Here is a 14600-nt window from a genome sequence, read left to right as displayed (position 1 = left end):
AGACAGCCCTTCAGGCCCCGCGCCGGCCCCGAACGCGGCGCCGGAGAACGCAGCGCCCCCGAACGAGCCGCCCCGGAACGAGCCGCCACCCGTCGAAGCGGACCTCCCTGCCCCGCGCCCGGCGACCGTGTCACCGAGCCCGGCCGCTGCGCCGCACATCACGGACCGGGAGCCGGAGCCTGCGGTCACCGTGCCGGTCGGCCCCGGGCGCGTGAGAGCGCTCGGCCAGGCCCCGGAGAGCGAGCAGCACATCCGCGCCGGGGCCGCGACCGCCGTGGTGGACGCGGTGGCGCCGGAGGCCGACCCGGTCGGCATACCCGACGGGGTGCCGCGTGAGGAGGTGTACTTCGCCGCCTACCGCCGCTTCATAGCGGAACGCGGAAACCGGCCCAGCGCGCCGCAGCTCAGCCGGGCGCTCCAGAAGTGGCACGGCGTCACGGACCGGGACGGCAGCCCGCTGGACGACGCCTACCTCCACTCCTACCTGCGCGAGCTGCGGGACCGCTACAACGCGGAGATGGGCGTCAGCGGCTGAGCGCGGTGCGGTCGCGCCCATGCGAGCGCGGCCGCCGCACGTGGCTCGAACCGGTCGAACCGGTCGAACCGCTCCTGCGGGCCGCCACGGGGAACTAGAGTCAACTCATGAGTCTGACGCCACGATTGATCGTCCCGGACCCCGACACCGCCTCGGCCTACTACCAGAAGGCCATGGGCGCCGAGGAGGTCTTCCGCGCCCAGGACGACAGCGGCCGCGTGATGGTCGTCGTCCTGCAGGTCGGCGGTTCCCCGCTGTCGCTGTCCCCGGCGGTGGCCGAGTGGGGCTGGCTGTCACCCGACGACGTCGGCGGCTCCCCGGTCCTCCTGGAGGCCGAGTTCGCCGACCAGGACGCCGTCGCCGAGCGGATGGTCGCCGGAGGCGGCGCCGTGGTCGTACCGGTGGAGAACCGCCCGTACGGCAAACGGGAGGGGCGCGTCCGCGACCCGTTCGGTCACCTGTGGATCGTCACCGGCAAGCTGCGCTGACCATCGGCCGACGGTCGCCGGGAGGCGCGGGAAGCCCTGAGGCCCATCCGGCGGCCTGCGGCGCCCGCGTGGGCCTCAGGGCCTCCGCGCGGGCCACGGCGAAGGCCGGTAGGCATAGGCCTCGGTGCCCTTGCGCACCCCCTGCCTGAGGGCCATCGGCAGCATCAGGTCGCGTACCGCCCTGGTGATCCACCGGTCGGGGGTCATCACCGCACCTGTCTGCCTCGCCTGCTTGGCCATCGCGGCGACCCGGTCCCGGCGGGACTCCTCGAACGCGGTGAACGCCTGTGGCGCGGTGGGGTGTCGGTGCAGCGCCACGGCGAGTTCGTAGGCGTCCTCCATGCCGAGCGCGGCGCCCGCCCCCAGGTGCGGGGCCACCGCGTGCGCGGCGTCCCCGAGAACGGCGGCGCTCCCTCGGTGCCAGGTGTCCAGGGGCGGCACCTCGTAGACCGGCCACCGGCCGACCGGTCCGGTGGAGGCGGTCAGGACGCGTCGGATCACCGCGGGGTCGGGGCGGTGCCGTTCGGCCAGCAGGGCGACCCACTGCGCGTCGTCGACCTCGGCCAGTTCGGCGAAGCTGCGTTCGCGGGTCTCCTGGTGGTTCTCGAACCACCACACGACGCCGGGTGAGACCACCTGGTAGCCGAAGAAGCCGCGCAGGCCGAAGACCATGTGGAACCGTCCGTCCAGCGGGAGTTCGGCGGCGTCGATCTCCGACCTGCCACCGGAGCCGACCACCCCGGTGTAGGCCGCCCGCGGGGCGTCGGGAAGCAGCAGCCGGCGCGTCGTGGAGTGCACGCCGTCGCAGCCGAGCACGATGTCGGCCTCGGTGTGCGTGCCGTCCTCGAAGCCTGTCCGCCAGCTGCCGTCGGCTGTCTCCTCCAGGGCGACGAGGCGCTTGGCGGTGTGCAGTTTCGCTCCGGCGTCGACCGCGACCTCCCGCAGGGCGCCGCTGAGCTCGCCTCGCATGATGTTGGTGGTGCGCTCCGGATTCCGCCCGATCTCCCGGCCTTTGTGGTTGGCGAAGCCGATGGAGCTCGCCGCGGTGCCCTGTTCGAGAACCCGGTCGGCCAGGCCCAGGCGCTCCAGCACGGCACGCCCGTTCGGGGCGAGGTTGAGGAACGAGCCGACGTCCTGGGCGCGGCGCACATGGGCCTCGTACAGGTCCACCTCGAAGCCCAGCCGCACCAGGCACAGGGACAACAAGGGTCCGCTGATGCCGGCTCCCACGACGGCCACTCGTCGCCGCGGTGTGCTGTTCTCGTTCTTCATCGTGTACTCCTGGTCATGAAGTGGTCGACCCCGTACGAGATCATCTGCCGACCGGCGAGCCGTCCCACGCGACCATGTCGTGCTTCTTTCGCCCCCCGGCGGCCGCCCCCGTAGCCGTCCCCGAAGCCGCCATGCGGCCGTCCCGCGGCGGGCGGGAAGCGGAATCCAGCCGGAATCGACCTGGAATCGAGACCCGGCAGGATCGCCAGTCACGGGGGCCCGGTGACGACGTCACATGGGAACCGGCATCGAAGCCAGGCAGTAGCAGAACCTCTCGTTCGCGCCCGGACCAGCTCCGGCAGCCCCGACGGCCGACATCCCGGCGGCGGCACCGGACCGGCGCGCGCGAGCCCGGCGACGCCACCGGCCCCCGAGCAGCAGCTTCCACTTGTCACGGGAGACGGGGGTCAGGTCAATGGCCGCGCTCGTTCACAAACAAGAAGTCAGGTTTCTCCGCTGGCCGGTGCAGAGCCACGAGCGGGACAGGCTGCGCGAGGCGGGGCTGCCGTGCCTGCTGGTCCTGGAGGGTCAGACGGCACCGCCGAGCGATATATCGCCCACCGAGGACTGGGTGCGCCCGCCGGTCGCCCGCCTCGATCTGGCGGCTCGCGTCCACACCCTGCAGCGGCGTACCGGAACCGACTTCGTGCCGGCGCTGGATCCGACCGGCGTGCTCTACTACGGCGGGCAGTCGGTGCCCATGTCCGAGGCGCAGAGCGAGATGATGCGCTGCTTCCTGGCCGACTTCGGCCATCTCGTCCGCCGGGACACGCTGAAGGAGGCGCTGCGGCGCATCAACAACGAGGAGGTCACCAGCAACGCCATCGACCTGCACATCATGCGACTGCGCCAACGCCTGGACGGCGTCCGGCTGAGCCTGCGCACCGTGTGGGGCCGGGGCTACATCCTGGAGGCCGCCGGCTGAGTGGGCCAGTCCCCGGAACGCGAGGTGTCCGGCCCCTGTGGAAGGGTGCCGGACACCTCGCGTGCGGGTCGGATCGCCGCTCCCGCGGTGGTCAGCCCGCCGGTTGGCGGTGGCGTTCGTGCACTCTGCCGCGCAGTTCGTGAAGTTCGGTGAACGGCATCGTGGCGCGGGTCATGAGGTGGGCCGCCCCCGAGGTGCCGGCGGTTCCGCGCTGCTCCCCGATCATCTTCGTCACCAGGCCCACGTGCCCGACCTTCCACTGGAAGTAGCCGTTGCCGACCTTGAGCATCGCCTCGACGACGCGGTGGAACGAGCCTGCCGTCACGCCCGCTTCGACGATCTCCTCCAGGTCGGCGCCGACGCGCTCGAGACCGGCGCGGAAGGCCGGGAACAGCGATCCCGGGCGGCTGGCGCTGCCCAGGACCCGCTCCAGTTCGTGGGACTGGTGGGACTGGGCGCCGCTGGCGGTGCCGAGGTACCGCCGGAACCGGGCGAAGTCCTCCAACGGCAGCCGTTCGAGCGCCATGAGCTGCTCGTGCAGCAGGCGCAGCAGCTCGCTGACCCGGTAGAGGAGGTCGACGGACCGCTCCAGGCCCGCGGTGGTCATCGTCCGGAAGTTGTCTTCCACGGCGGCGAGGTCGCCGAGGATCTGCTTCAGCCACAGCTCGCAGGTCTGGTGGCTGACGATGAAGAACTGCTCGGAGAGCACGGTGGCGGCGTCGGCGTCGGTCTCGGGGGTGCGCGGTTCCTGGAGTTTGAGCAGGTCGTCGAGCCTCAGGTAGGCGGCGTAGGTCACCTCTGCCCGCATCACTGGTCCCTCTTCTCGCGGACCAGGCCGACCAGGCGTTCCACCCCGGTGACGAGTTGCTCGCGGTCGACGCAGAACGCGATCCGGACCAGGCCGGACGCGACGCCGCCGGGCTTCAGCCGCCGCATCGAGCCGTCCGGGTCGAACTCGGGCCGGGCGGAGAATCCGCTGCCGGGAACGACCACGACGTCGTGGTGGAGCATGAGTTCGGCACTGAACTCCTCGCCCGTCAGACCGGTGGAGGAGATGTCGGCCATGGCGTACCAGCCGCCACCGGGCAGTGCGGGCAGCAGCCCCTCGTCGACCAGTGCGGAGAGCGCGGCGTCCCGGTTCCCCCGTACGAAGTCGTGGTTGTCGGCGAGCGCTCCCGACGCCTCCAGGGCGGCCAGCCCGGCGTACTGGACCGGCGCGGAGGGCGCGATGATGCAGGACTCCTGCACCGTTCGCATGGCGGTGGCGGTCTCGGGTCGCGACAGCGCGACGTAGCCGAGCCGGTAGCCGGTCATCGCGGGGCCCTTGGAGAAGGTGAAGACGCTGTTGACGATGCGTTCCGGTGCGGGGCGGTCGCGTTCCAGTGCGGCGATCGACAGGTGGGGGCCGGAGAAGGCGAAATCCTCGTACGCCTCGTCGCTGATGATCTGCCAGCCGTGTTCGTCGGCGATCTCGTAGAGGGCCCGCTGCAGGGGAAGACCGGCGACCGCGCCGGCGGGGTTCGACGGCGTGTTCAGCAGCAGCACCCGCGTCGCCGGGGTCGCCACCTGCCGGATCGACTCGGGGTCGGGCGCGAAGTGCTCGTCGAGCTTGTAGAACACCGGGCGGAACCCGGCGAGCAGAGCCTGTTGCAGGTGCACCGGCCAGTGGATCTCCGGCAGCAGGATCTCGGCTCCCGAGTCGGCCAGACAGCGCATCAGCGCGCTGAGCCCCTGGCACGACCCGGGGGTCACGAAGAGCCGGGAGGGCTCGGTGTCGACGTGGTTGACGGTGTCGAGCTTGTCCACCAGACGCTCGCGGAGTTCCATGAGCCCCTGTACGTCGATGTAGCGGGCCCGGCCGTCCAGGGCGGCGGCGGCGAACTCCTTGGCGACGGAGTCCGGAGGGGTGAAGGCGGGCTCCCCCACGTGCAGTTTGATCAGGTCGGGGTGCTCCCGCTCGCGCTCGTTGGCGATCCGGAAGGACTCGTACAGCCAGGAGGAGGGGATCTCCGCGGCCCGGGCGAACCACGGTGAAGCTGTCTGCGTCATCTGATGCGTGCCTTTCCGCTGGTGGCAGGACCGGCCGGTGGGCCCGGCCAGGTGGTGCTCCTGGGGTGTGGCTCACGCCGCTCGTCCGCCGTCCACGGACACCAGGGATCCGGTGACCCAGGACGAGGTCTCGGGGTCGACGAGGTGGCACACCCAGGCCGCCACCTCCGAGGCCCGGCCGAACCGCCCCAGGGGGGTGCCGGACACGATTCCTTCGCGCAGGGCGTCCGCGCCCTCGCCGGCGGCCAGGTCCCACAGGTCTGTGTCGACCGGGCCGGGCAGCACCGCGTTCACCCGGACGTCCGGCGCCAGTTCCACGGCCAGCGACCTGGTCAGGGAGTTGAGCGCGGCCTTGCTCGCCCCGTAGAAGGACCGGGAGGGCATCGCCAGGACGCCGCCGACGGAGGAGACGTTGACCACGCAGCCCCGGCTGCCGCGCAGCATGGGCAGCAGCGCCCGGGTCAGCAGGGCGGGAGCCACCAGGTTGGTGTCGACCATCGCCCGCAGGTCCGCCTCGGCGGCGTCCTCCAGGCGGTCGAAGACCGCGTGCCCCGCGTTGTTGACCAACGCGTCGACGCCGCCGAGTACTTCCCCGGCACGCTCCGCGATCCGCGTGGCCGCGTCGGGGGCCGTGACGTCCACGGCGTACGGCACGACGAGGCCCGCTCCGTCGGCCCGAGCCTTCGCCGCCGCCTCCGCGAGCCGGTCGGCCCGTCTGCCGACCGCCAGGACGGCGGCGCCCAAGCCTGCCGCGCGGGCGACCACGGCGGCCCCGATGCCCGAGCCGCCGCCGGTGACGACCAGTCGCAGGTCCTCCCATGGACTACTCATGTGCCGTACGGCCTTTCCTCGCGTGGGTCGGGACCCTCCGAGCCAGGTCGGCCAGCAGGGGCGCGGGGTCGTCGAAGAGGTGGAAGTGGGCGCCGGGTCTGATGTCGACGGTCGCGTTCCCCATGGTGAGCCGGCTCCAGTAGTGGCCGGCCAGGACCGGTACGAGGGGGTCTCCCCGCGCCATGCAGGCGTGCACGTCGCAGCTGAGCGACACCGGGTCCGGGCAGCCGAGGTAGCGCTCGTGCGCGCCGATGTCCGCGCGTATCGCGGGGAGCACGAGATCGCGGATCTCGGTCTCCGCGGCGATGCCGGGGTCGACGCCCCCCAGGGCGACCAGCCGTTCCCAGAGTTCCTCGTCGGGAAGCAGGTGTTCGTCACGAGGGGACCGGGCCGGGTCCCCGGGGGCCCAGGCGGAGGAGGCGACGAGCAGGACGACGTCGATCCCGGCCCCGGGGCAGCGGCGGGCCACCTCGCACGCGACGGCCGAGCCGAAACTGTGGCCGAAGAGCAGCAGGTCCGCCGGGGGCAGCCGGGCCAGGTCGGCGACGATCTCCTCGGCGATAGCGCCGACCTCTTCCATCGGCGGCTCCGCCAACCGGTCGCCGTGCCCGGGGTACTGCGCGGCGCACAGTTCGACCGCGGTCTCGGGGAACGCGGCGGGGAGCGGGGCCCGCCAGGCCGTGAAGCTCTCCGCGCGGCCGCCGGAGTGCGGCAGCGCGAGGAGCCGGAGCCCGGGACGCGCGGTGCCCGTGACGGTGCGCACAGATCCGCGGTGCAAGCCCATGGCCGACCTCCCCTTCGCCGCGTCGGAGTCGAGAATCGCACGCACGCCGGGGGCCGCCGCCGAATCCTTCATCATTCATTCAGCGACGCCTCGGGCACGGGGGCGGGAGGTGAGGATCGGGGCGACAGTCCGCTTCCCCGCAAGCCCGGTGCCCGGGCCGAAAGGAGTCTCCCGGTGGTCTCCTCCGGCAACGCCGCCCTCTTCGGCAGTTCCCATGACGACACCTCCGGGGCGGCTCTCGACCTCGCCGACCCGGCCGCCTTCGTCGAGCACGACCCGCACGCGTACTGGGACAGGATGCGCCGCGGCGATCCCGTCCGCTGGCACCCGCCGGTGGGCAGCCGCCCCGGGTTCTGGGCGGTGGCCCGCCACCGGGACGTCCAGGACTGCTACAAGGACGCGGCCCGGCTGAGCTCGGCCCGGGGCACGGTGCTGGACGTCCTGCTGCGTGGCGGCGACTCGGCCGGCGGCCGGATGCTGGCGGTGATGGACCGCCCGCGCCACCGCGAGCTGCGCCAGGTGATGCTGCGCGCCTTCTCGCCGCGGGTGCTCGGGCACGTGGCGGAGGCCGTGCGGCGGCGGGCCGACGCCTTGGTGACCGCCGTGGTCGGTGCCGGGGAGTCCGACGCCGCGCGCGACATCGCCGACCACCTGCCGCTCAACACCGTGTGCGACCTGCTGGAACTGCCGGCCTCCGACCGCCCCCAGCTGCTGGAGTGGAACAAGCGGGCGCTGTCGTCCGAAAGCGCCGAGGGCGATCCGTTCGACGCGCTGGAGGCCCGCAACGAGATCCTGTCCTACTTCGCGGACGTGGTCCGCGAGCGCCGGCGCCGTCCCGGCGAGGACGTGATCAGCATGATCGCCGACGCCCGTGTCGAGGGCGAGCCGATGACGGAGGACGATCTCGCCCTCAACTGCTACAGCCTGATCCTGGGGGGCGACGAGTCCACCCGGGTGACGACGATCGGCGCGCTGCACGCGCTGGGCACCCACGAGGAGCAGTGGCACCGGCTGCGCACCGGCGAGGCGGCGGTGAGGACGGCGGTGGAGGAGGTGCTCCGCTGGGTGACCCCGGCCATGCACTTCGCCCGCACGGCCACCGTCGACCTGCGGATCGGCCCTGCCGAGGTGTCGGCGGGCGACATCGTCACCCTGTGGAACATATCGGCCAACAACGACCCTGCCGTCTTCACCCGGCCCCGCCGTTTCGACGTCGGCAGGGACCCCAACCCGCACCTCGCCCTCGGGCACGGTCCCCACTTCTGCCTGGGGGCGTTTCTCGGCCGGCTGGAACTGTCCGCCGTTCTGGACTCCCTGGTGCGCCGGGTGCGGCGGATCGACATCCTCAGGGAACCGCCCCGTGTGTACTCCAACTTCCTGTTCGGGCACAGCGCCCTGCACCTGCGGCTCGACTGAGCCGCAGGTGGGCAGGGCCGCGACGCCGGGCCGAACGGCGAGAGGCCGAACGCCGCGGGGCCGAACGCCGCGGGGCCGGCACACGGCCCGCCGCGGCTCGCGCCGGTTCAGTCCGCGGTCAGCAGGCCGCCCAGCTCCGCCATCGTGGGCCGCTCGAAGATGGTCCGCACCGACAGGTCCACTCCCCAGTCGTCACGTACCGCCTTGGCGAGCCGCACCGCCAGCACCGAGTGCCCGCCGCGGTCGAAGAAGTCGTCGTCCGGCGCGACGGTGGGCACCTGCAGCACTCTGGCGGCCAGTTCGCACAGCGCGGCCACCGGATCGGACCGGTCGAAGGCGCGGGCGGGCCCGCCGGGCGCCGGCGCGGCGCTCGGTCCGCCGGATTCCGCGGCGGGCGGCGAGGGCGGAGCGGCGGACCCGGCGAACCGGCGCTCCAGGGCACGTCGGTCGATCTTGCCGTTGCTGGTCATCGGCAGGGAGGCGACCACCTCGACGCGGGCGGGCACCATGTGCGCCGGCAACCGCTCGGCGAGCCGTCGGCGCAGTTCCTCCCCGAAGTCGTCGGCCGGGTCGGCGCCGGGCACCACGAAGGCCGCCAAGCGCGCCGAGTCGACCTCGCCGATGACGACCACTGCCCCGAGCCGGACCCCGTCGCAGGACTCCAACGCCGTCTCCACCTCGCCCAGTTCGACCCGGAAGCCCCGCAGCTTGACCTGGCGGTCGGCGCGGCCGGTGAAGTAGAGCGCGCCGTCCTTGTCCACGTACCCGAGGTCGCCGGACCGGTACATCCGGCTCCCGGGGGCGCCGTACGGGTCCGCGACGAAGCGCTCCGCCGTCAGGGCGGGCCGGTTGAGGTATCCGAGGGCCTCGCCCTCGCCCACCAGGTAGAGCTCGCCCTCCTCGCCCGGCTGACAGCTCCTCAGGTCGACGTCGAGCACCCGGACCTCGTTGCCCGGCCACGGCACCCCGATACTGACCGGCTCGCCCGGCCGCACCGGGCCCGCCATGGTCACTCCCACGGTCATCTCGGTCGGCCCGTACCCGTTGAACATGCGCCGGCCGGGCGCCCACCGCGCCACCAGCGCCGGCGTGCAGGAGTCCCCGGTGGAGAGCACCACACCGCCGGGCAGGACGCCCTCCGGGTCGGTGGCGGTGAGCGCGACCGGGGGCAGCACGGCGTGGGTGATCCGCCGGTCGATCAGCGTGCGGCGCAACTCCTCGCCGGGCAGCACCGCGCGGTCGTCGGTGAGTACCAGGGTGGCTCCCGACAGCAGGGCCAGCGTCAGGTCCCAGAAGCCGGCGTCGAAGTTGAACGAGGCCCACTGCAGTACCCGGTCGCCGGGTCCCGGGGCGATCCAGTGCCGCTGCGCCGCGGCCAGCGCCGCCATCCCGGCGTGCGGGATCACCACGCCCTTCGGCGTGCCGGTGGAGCCCGAGGTGTAGATGACGTAGGCGGTGTCCTCGGCGCGCAGGGGCCGCCGCCGCTCCTCGTCCGCGACCGGCCCGGCAGGGCGGGAGACGGGGTCGGGAGAGGCGAGGTCGAGAGTGTGCGGTCCGGTGACGTCCACCGGGGGCGGACCGGTGTGCAGCAGGGTCCGCAGCCCCGAGTCGGTTGCCATGTGGCGCAGCAACGCCGTCGGGTAGCCCGGGTCCAGGGGCACGTAGCCCGCGCCCGCGGTGGTCACGGCGAGTGCCGCCACGACCTGGTCGGTCCCGCGGGGTACGGATATCCCGACGAGGTCGCCGGGGCCGAGGCCGGCCGCGATCAGCCGCCGGGCCAGCCGGTTCACGCGGCCCGCCAGTTCGCCGTACGTCGAAGCGGTGCTCTCGCTCTCGACTGCCGGCAGCTCCCGGTGCTCCGCCGCCGACCGTTCGAAGAGGACGGGAAGGGTCTCGGCTGTCTCGGACGCGGTCGCGGAGGGGGTCCTCGGGCGCACGTCCGGCCAGACGCGTTCGACGTGCGCGCGGGCGCGGGCGCGGGAGTCCGCGGGAAACTCCACCAGCCATCCGGTGGGGGCCGGCAGCCGGGCCGGCCACAGCGACCGTTGGCCGCGCGGATTGCGCAGGACCAGGTATCTCTCGTCCGGGTCTTCGAAGGGGTTGGCTGGCATCGGGCGACCTCCCGCTTGACGGTGCCGCTGGACGGGTCCGGCGCCCTGCGGGGGAACCGCGCGCGACACAGGTGTCCTCACCCTGACCCGGGTGCGGGGCGGCTCCCCCGCGGCGAGAAAGGAACGTGAAGGTCCTCTCAGCTTTCTTTCAGCGGCGGCCGTGCGGGCGGCGACCGTCGTTACGTTGCCGGACGTGACAGTCACCGAGATCCGTCCGTCCGTGGGCCAGACGCTGCTGTGGTTCCTCGACCGCTACCGGGGCGAGGAGGGCGCGCTCAACTGTCCGGTGCTGTGCAGGCTGCGCGGCCCGCTCGACCGGGACAGACTGCGGGAGGCGGTCGACCAGGTGATGTCCCGGCACGAGGCGCTTCGCACCACCTTCACCGGTGGCGGCCGGCGGCTCAGGGCGCTGGTCCGTCCGGCCGTGTCCCCGGAGATCCGCGAGGTGGACCTCTCCGGGGAGCCGGACCCCGGGGCGTCCGCCGACCGGGAGGTGGCCGGGGAACTGGGCACCCGGATCGACGCCACCGCGAGCGCCGTGCGCATCACGCTGTGGCGGCTCGCCGAGGACCATCACGTGCTCTGCTTCAACATGCACCACATGGTGACCGACTCCTGGTCCTGCAACGTGATCTTCGAGGACCTGTGCGCCGCGCTGGAGGGGAAGGCCTTCGGCGACACCTCGGCGTACTCGCGGTTCGCCGAGGAGCAGCGCGAGACCCTGGCCGGTCCCGCCGGGAAGCGGCTGAGCGCCTTCTGGGGCGAGCGCCTGAAGGACCTTTCGCTGCCCCCGCTGCCGATCCGGCAGGCCACCGCGGGCGCGCCGCGCGACACCAGGCTCGTACAGCACGTCCTCGACGCACCGACGGTGGCCGCGCTGGACGCCCTGGCCAAACGGGAGCGGTCGACGATGTTTGTCGTCCTGCTCACCGCCTACTACCGCGCCCTGCGGTCGGTCAGCGGTGCGGAGGACCTGGCGGTGGCGACGCTGTTCGCCAACCGAAGCGCCGAACACCGCCGCACGGTGGGGTTCCTGGCCAACATGGTGCTGCTGCGGACCCGGCTCACCGGCACCGACTTCGCCGCGCACCTGCGGGCCACCCACGGCACGGTGATGGAAGCCTTCGTCCACCAGGCGCTGCCGTTCCAGATGCTGCCGATCAACCTCGGGGGCACCGACCGGCGGCTCGACGACGTGGTCTTCCAGATGATGGCGGACCCGGTGTACTCGACCCGGGCCGGCGGGCTGGACATCGAGGTCCTGGTTCCCGACGACGTCGCCACCCGCTTCGAGCTGGAGCTGGTCGCCGTGCCCGACCGGAGCACGGTGAGGGTGCTGCTCTTCTACAACCCCGACCGTTTCGACCGGGAGTTCGTCGAGTCGCTGCTCGCCGCGTACGTCGGCATCTGCACGACCGCCGCCCGCGGCGCGGCGCCACACACCCACCAGGCCGGGGGCCCGCCCGCGGCCGCGCACGGGAGGCCACGATGACAAGTGAGGTGACGGCGGGACGCACCCTGTCCGCCGAGGAGATCCGCGAAACCGTCGCCGCGCGGCTGGAACTCCCCGCCGCGGAGATCGGCTTCGAGGAGGACCTCGTCACCCTGGGCCTGGACTCCCTCGGCATGATGAACCTGGCGGCCGCCTGGCAGGAGTTGGGCGTCGAGGTGACGTTCGGCGACCTGGTGGAGGAGCCCACCGTCCGCGCCTGGTCCGCACTGCTGTCGGGAACCGAGGGCACGGGCCCGCGCCCGGAGGCCGGGATCGCCCCGGCCGCCGAGGCGGGCGAGTTCCCGCTGGCCCCGATGCAGCACGCCTACTGGTCGGGGCGGCAGCCGGGCATGCCGCTGGGCACCGGGTCGCACTTCTACTTCGAGTTCGACGTCACCGCCGACGTCGCGCGCTGGGACGCCGCGGTGGCCGCGCTGCGCCGCAGGCACCCCATGCTGCGTGCGGCGGTGGGTGCCGGCGGCCAGCGGATCGTGCCGGAGTGCCGGGGGCTGGACGAGGTCGTCGACCTGCGCGGCCTGGAGAAGCCGGACCGCGAACGGCGGCTGGCGGAGCTGCGCGGGAACCTCTCCCACCAGACGCTGCCGGTCGGCGACGGGGGCGGGCTCGACGTGCGGCTGGCGCTGCTGCCCGCCGGGAAAGGCCGGCTCTTCCTCGACATCGACATGATCGTCTGCGACGCGTCGAGCTTCCGGATCGTCGTCGGCGACCTGGCACGCCTGCACGAGGATCCGGACGCCGCGCTTCCGCAGCCCGTCCTGACCTACCCCGAGTACCGCCGCCTGGTCGCCGAGTCCGGCCGTGGGCCCGGCGACGCCGACGTCTCCTACTGGCGCGACCGGGCGGAGAAGCTGCCCGAGGCGCCGCGGCTGCCGCTGGCCGCGCCGCCGGAGCGGATCGAGCGGGTGCACACGGTCCGGCGGCACGCCTGGCTGGCGCCGGAGACGTACGAGCGCTTCGCCCTGCACGCGCGCAGCAACGGCCTGACGGTGTCGATGGCCGTCGCCGCCGCCTACGCGGACGTCCTCGCGGCGTGGAGCGAGGAAGCGGAGTTCCTGCTCAACCTGCCGGTGCTGAACCGGGTCCCGGTGCACCCCGAAGTCGGCCGGATCGTAGGGGACTTCACCGACCTGCTGCTGCTCCGGGTGGCGCCCGACGCACGCCGCACCTTCGTCGAGCGCGCCCGCGCGGTGCAGGAGCAGTACCGGCGCGACGCCATGCACACCGCGTACGGCGGCACTTCGGTCCTCCGCGACCTCGCCAGGACCGCCGCCGGGGCGAACCGCAGGGCCGGCGTCGTGTTCACCAGCGCGCTCAGCCTCGGCGAGCTCTTCGACGAGGCGACCCGCGCGGTGCTGGGCACGCCGGTGTGGATGAGCTCGCAGACCTCGGGCGTGTGGATCGACCTCCAACTGATCGAGCACGACAGCGGCATGCTCATCAACTGGGAGACCGCCGAGAACCTCTTCGAGGCCGGTGTTCCGGAGGCGATGTTCGAGACCTTCGTCAACCGCGTGCGGCTGCTCGCCTCGCAGCCCAGCGCCTGGTGGGAGAGCCTTCCGGTGCGGCCGCCCGCACCGCAGCTCCAGGCGCGCCGGAGCGCCAACGACACCCGTGCCGATCTGCCCCGCCGGGCGCTGCACGAGAGGTTCTTCAGGTTGGCGGCCGAGCGCGGCCGGGCGACGGCGGCACTCTGGGGCGACGGCGAGAAGCTGACCTACGGCGAACTCGCGGAGCGGGCGCTTCGGCTGGCCCACGCCCTGCGCACGGCCGGCGTCACCGCCGGCGACCGGGTCGTGCTCACGCTGCCCAAGGGCGTGGAGCAGGTGGTCGCGGTGCTGGCGGTGCACGCGCTGGGCGCGGCCTACGTGCCCGTGGGCACGGATCAGCCGGAGGCACGGCGGCGCACCGTGGAGTCGCTGGCAGGAGCCCGCTGCGTGGTGGCCCGCGGACCGGACCGCGACGCCGCCGACGGCCGGATACCGCACGTCGACGTGCGGTGCTGCACCGACCGCGGGTTGCCGTCCCTGGAGGGCCCGGTGGACGTCCCGGCGGATGCCCCGGCCTACGTGATCTTCACCTCCGGCTCGACCGGGCAGCCCAAGGGCGTGGAGCTGACGCACGCGGCGGCCCACAACACCGTGGCCGCGCTGAACCGGCGCTACCGGGTGGGCCCCGCCGACCGCACCCTGTGCCTGTCGGCGCTCGACTTCGACCTCTCCGTCTACGACATGTTCGGCCCCCTCACCTCCGGTGGCGCGCTGGTCCTGGTCGGCGACGAGGAGCGGCGCTCCCCCGAGACGTGGTTGCGCAGGGCCGCCGAGCACCGGGCCACCGTCCTCAACTGCGTACCCGCGCTGCTCGACATGGCCCTCACCACCGCCGAGTCGCGGCCGGCTCCCGGCGGTTGGCCGTTCCGACTGCAGCTCCTCGGCGGCGACTGGGCCGGGCTCGACCTGCCCGGCAGGGTGCACGCGCTGCGCCGGGACAGCGTGTTCGCGGTCCTGGGCGGCACCACCGAGACCGCGATCCACTCGACCGTCCAGGAGGTCACGGAGGTGGACCCCTCCTGGACCTCGATCCCCTACAACGTGCCGCTCCCCAACCAGCGCTGCCGGATCGTCGACGAGCACGGCGGCGACCGCCCCGACTGGGTGGCGGGGGAGCTGTGGATCGGCG

The 14600-nt window shown here is 73.2% G+C and carries 11 protein-coding genes and 1 pseudogene; 6 read left to right on the top strand and 6 right to left on the bottom strand.

The genetic code is table 11. The features are described 5' to 3' along the window. Both FNX44_RS28945 and FNX44_RS14200 read left to right on the top strand, forming a co-directional pair. A pseudogene (locus tag FNX44_RS28945) lies at nucleotides 1-535 on the top strand (DUF2637 domain-containing protein); the annotation flags it as partial. Between the two features lie 107 nt (nucleotides 536-642). Next, on the top strand, nucleotides 643-1023 hold the full coding sequence (locus FNX44_RS14200; RefSeq protein WP_228449885.1) for a VOC family protein: 381 nt from the start codon (nucleotides 643-645) through the stop codon (nucleotides 1021-1023). 75 nt (nucleotides 1024-1098) lie between these two features. On the opposite strand, the gene FNX44_RS14195 is transcribed toward FNX44_RS14200, so the two are convergent. Beyond that, nucleotides 1099-2295 (bottom strand): FAD-dependent oxidoreductase, encoded by a 1197-nt coding sequence (locus tag FNX44_RS14195; protein WP_143648586.1) that lies wholly within the window; start codon nucleotides 2293-2295, stop codon nucleotides 1099-1101. A 415-nt stretch (nucleotides 2296-2710) separates the two neighbouring features. Between FNX44_RS14195 and FNX44_RS14190 the strand changes: the two genes are divergently transcribed. Then, a complete protein-coding gene (locus tag FNX44_RS14190) occupies nucleotides 2711-3220 on the top strand; it encodes a helix-turn-helix domain-containing protein (RefSeq protein ID WP_153507268.1) in 510 nt (169 codons plus the stop codon). 91 nt (nucleotides 3221-3311) lie between these two features. On the opposite strand, the gene FNX44_RS14185 is transcribed toward FNX44_RS14190, so the two are convergent. The 4 genes from FNX44_RS14185 to FNX44_RS14170 all read right to left on the bottom strand — a co-directional run bounded on the left by FNX44_RS14185 (nucleotide 3312) and on the right by FNX44_RS14170 (nucleotide 6884). Further along, entirely contained in the window at nucleotides 3312-4028 is a 717-nt protein-coding gene (locus FNX44_RS14185; protein ID WP_153507267.1) for a tryptophan 2,3-dioxygenase family protein, read from the bottom strand. Next, nucleotides 4028-5269 (bottom strand): pyridoxal phosphate-dependent aminotransferase, encoded by a 1242-nt coding sequence (locus FNX44_RS14180; RefSeq protein ID WP_143648584.1) that lies wholly within the window; start codon nucleotides 5267-5269, stop codon nucleotides 4028-4030. Before FNX44_RS14180 ends, FNX44_RS14185 begins: the two co-directional genes overlap by 1 nt. A gap of 72 nt (nucleotides 5270-5341) precedes the next feature. Further along, complete coding sequence (locus FNX44_RS14175; RefSeq protein ID WP_143648583.1) at nucleotides 5342-6100, bottom strand: SDR family NAD(P)-dependent oxidoreductase; 759 nt, start codon at nucleotides 6098-6100, stop codon at nucleotides 5342-5344. Further along, complete coding sequence (locus FNX44_RS14170; RefSeq protein ID WP_228449884.1) at nucleotides 6093-6884, bottom strand: thioesterase II family protein; 792 nt, start codon at nucleotides 6882-6884, stop codon at nucleotides 6093-6095. The genes FNX44_RS14175 and FNX44_RS14170 overlap by 8 nt, the downstream gene beginning before the upstream one ends. 174 nt (nucleotides 6885-7058) lie before the next feature. On the opposite strand from FNX44_RS14170, the gene FNX44_RS29700 reads away from it, so the two are divergent. Further along, nucleotides 7059-8300 (top strand): cytochrome P450, encoded by a 1242-nt coding sequence (locus FNX44_RS29700; RefSeq protein WP_143648582.1) that lies wholly within the window; start codon nucleotides 7059-7061, stop codon nucleotides 8298-8300. A gap of 107 nt (nucleotides 8301-8407) precedes the next feature. Here FNX44_RS29700 and FNX44_RS14160 read toward each other — a convergent pair whose 3' ends face one another. Next, nucleotides 8408-10411: an amino acid adenylation domain-containing protein gene (locus tag FNX44_RS14160; RefSeq protein WP_143648581.1), complete on the bottom strand. Its 2004-nt coding sequence runs from the start codon at nucleotides 10409-10411 to the stop codon at nucleotides 8408-8410. A 193-nt stretch (nucleotides 10412-10604) separates the two neighbouring features. Between FNX44_RS14160 and FNX44_RS14155 the strand changes: the two genes are divergently transcribed. Both FNX44_RS14155 and FNX44_RS14150 read left to right on the top strand, forming a co-directional pair. Then, the gene (locus FNX44_RS14155) at nucleotides 10605-11903 is read left to right on the top strand and encodes a condensation domain-containing protein (protein ID WP_323369341.1); all 1299 of its coding nucleotides are present in this window, start codon (nucleotides 10605-10607) and stop codon (nucleotides 11901-11903) included. Further along, a partial coding sequence (locus tag FNX44_RS14150; protein WP_143648580.1) for an AMP-binding protein occupies nucleotides 11900-14600 on the top strand: 2701 nt, incomplete at its 3' end. The genes FNX44_RS14155 and FNX44_RS14150, both read left to right, overlap by 4 nt.

This window comes from Streptomyces alkaliterrae (assembly GCF_007097205.2).
In the GTDB taxonomy this organism is placed as follows: Bacteria; Actinomycetota; Actinomycetes; order Streptomycetales; family Streptomycetaceae; genus Streptomyces; species Streptomyces alkaliterrae.
Note: the sequence above shows the minus strand (reverse complement) of the source record. Positions and strands in the feature narration are given on the sequence as shown.

Bases quoted from the DNA above. Each gene is read 5' to 3' on its own strand.
- FNX44_RS14170 (WP_228449884.1), bottom strand. From the start codon at position 6,884: ATGGGCTTGCACCGCGGATCTGTGCGCACCGTCACGGGCACCGCGCGT.
- FNX44_RS14175 (WP_143648583.1), bottom strand. From the start codon at position 6,100: ATGAGTAGTCCATGGGAGGACCTGCGACTGGTCGTCACCGGCGGCGGC.
- FNX44_RS14160 (WP_143648581.1), bottom strand. From the start codon at position 10,411: ATGCCAGCCAACCCCTTCGAAGACCCGGACGAGAGATACCTGGTCCTG.
- FNX44_RS14190 (WP_153507268.1), top strand. From the start codon at position 2,711: ATGGCCGCGCTCGTTCACAAACAAGAAGTCAGGTTTCTCCGCTGGCCG.
- FNX44_RS14185 (WP_153507267.1), bottom strand. From the start codon at position 4,028: ATGCGGGCAGAGGTGACCTACGCCGCCTACCTGAGGCTCGACGACCTG.
- FNX44_RS14180 (WP_143648584.1), bottom strand. From the start codon at position 5,269: ATGACGCAGACAGCTTCACCGTGGTTCGCCCGGGCCGCGGAGATCCCC.
- FNX44_RS14200 (WP_228449885.1), top strand. From the start codon at position 643: ATGAGTCTGACGCCACGATTGATCGTCCCGGACCCCGACACCGCCTCG.
- FNX44_RS14195 (WP_143648586.1), bottom strand. From the start codon at position 2,295: ATGAAGAACGAGAACAGCACACCGCGGCGACGAGTGGCCGTCGTGGGA.